A 2127-nucleotide genomic window follows, 5' to 3' on the forward strand; every position below is an offset into this window, starting at 1 on the left:
AATCAAATCATCATAAGGTACGCTTTCGTATGCTACCATTATCGTTGTCCCCCTCTCAGAGCTTTAATTTCATCAGCCAATGCTTTAGCCTCTGCATCCTGAACAGCTTCATCGTTCGGTGCTTCAGGCGCTTCGTCTGATGGCACAGCAGCAACACCGCTATTCTTTGAGTCTGCTGCACGCTTCTGTCCTTCAACAGTCAGCCGCTCTGCGGAAGCCTTGACAATATCAATGGCTGCCTCCGCTGCCGTCTTCCCTTCCGCAATTGCGTTTGCCACAATCTCTGCGGCTCCAGGCGCACCGGCCAGAGCGTTAAGGTCCGAAATACGTTGACGCTCTGCCGTAACGCCCTCCGCTTTCCCCGCACTCAATACCTCGTTATACAGGTCAGGGTGCTGAGCCTTCAATTCTTCTAATTTCATTGGTTTACCATTCCTTTCTGTTCTCTGATTCACTTGATTGACTGGATCAATGCTGGCTGCAGCTTCTAAAATCGACTCATCTTTAAGCGCATTTTTCAGCAGCTCATTTTTCAATTTGTCGATTACATCTTGCGGCAACTCATTCCCCAGACTAAAGCTGTTGCTGGCGTCCACTTCCTCGTCAAACAGAACCCCGTTTGCAAAACCCAACTGGACAGCCCTTTCTGCATTCATCCAAGTGGTCTTTTGCATCAAATCGAGTATGTCTTTATCGGCAAGTTTTGTTTTTGCTTTGTAGACTTTAGCGATTGCTTTGTCAACGCCCTCCAACAATTCCAAGCTAGAATTGTGGGCCGTTCTATCTCCCTCTGTGCTGGTTGCAGAATTATGAATCATCAATTGACCCAGAGGAGATACGTACACCTCATCGGAAGCAAGTACAAAAAAAGTCGCCGCGGACGCTGCAACCCCAGTTACTTTAGATTTAATTTTCCCTTTGTATTCCTTCAGGGCGGTATAAATCTCACTCCCGGCGAATACAGATCCACCGCCGCTATTGATGTACAACTCCACATCATCGCCACCAGCCTTTTCAAGTTCGCTGATAACACGTTTCGGGGAAATAGTCTCCATACCCAGCCAGTCATAAATCCATGAGTTCCCCCCGCTTACCACTGGACCGTTAAGCTTGATCTTCTTCGCTATCATCATCACCCCCCTTCGGTGTGGGTTCATTTGCCGGCGCTGGTGCTGCTGCTGAGACCAGCCCGTATTCTTCTCGCAGCTTCTCCTCATAGGACAACTGCCGGACGTTACTTTCATACTCCGTGCCGGTCAGTTCCGCAGATTCCTTCTGACGAGTGCTCAGGCCGTTTTCAATTCGTGTCACGGCTGCATTCACTTCCTTGACTGGATCGAGTTGTCCCTGTGAAGGGCCGTGCCATTCCGCTTTCGTGTAAGCCTTGAAAATAGCCGGATCATCGAACAAACCTGGTGCATCAATCCGTCCTTTTATAACGGCTTCCACAAACCATTCCTCATAAATGGGCTGGCAAAAGTCAGCAGACATCCACGCCCGCCGCATGCGGAACATCTTCCACGCCTCAAGCAGAGCCGCCCGAGAAGCCGAGTACGACGAGGTGAAATGCTTCAGCAACAATTCATAAGGGACCTCTAAAGATGCGCCTACTTGGCGCAAAATGGCTGTAACGAACGGATCAAACAATGCGTTTGGTCGTCCGGGGTTCGCCATCGTTGCCTTCTCACCAGGCTGCAGGAATTGAACTGCTCCGTTACCTAATCGCAAATCTCCTTCTTCCGGAGGGATCGGCTCCCCGGGTACAGGCGTCCCTTCTACCGGCACACCTACCGGAGCAAGTCCAAACTGATCTGTGTCATCCTCCGGTGTCTCAATAAACACCGTGAACATCCCGCTGATCACTGCGGCCATCAACTCGGCTTCGGTATAACGCTCCAGCTGCTTCAGGGATTCAATCACCGGGGCGAGGATCGGAACACCGCGGCGTTGCTCCGGCCGCTCTGCCTCCATCAAGTGCAGGACATTACGGCGGCCGCTCTCTGAACCAACAGCAGCAACGCGCGTCCATTTTGTTGGCAGACCCAGATAGGAACCGGGGTGTTTGTCTGAAAAATGGTAGGCGCTAACCATCCCATCACCATCAACCTCAACACCGGACTGTATCTT

At 51.2% G+C, this 2127-nt stretch carries 2 protein-coding genes; both read right to left on the reverse strand.

Features of this window, described 5'->3' with window-relative positions; all coding sequences use genetic code 11:
- Positions 1-38: 38 nt before the first annotated feature.
- Entirely contained in the window at positions 39-1133 is a 1095-nt protein-coding gene (locus M2108_RS31225) for a head maturation protease, ClpP-related (protein ID WP_280777350.1), read from the reverse strand.
- On the reverse strand, positions 1105-2127 hold a 1023-nt coding region (locus M2108_RS31230; RefSeq protein WP_277473351.1), incomplete at its 5' end, for a phage portal protein. The genes M2108_RS31225 and M2108_RS31230, both read right to left, overlap by 29 nt.

It is taken from the genome of Paenibacillus sp. PastM-3 (assembly GCF_029893965.1).
In the GTDB taxonomy this organism is placed as follows: Bacteria; Bacillota; Bacilli; order Paenibacillales; family Paenibacillaceae; genus Paenibacillus_AQ.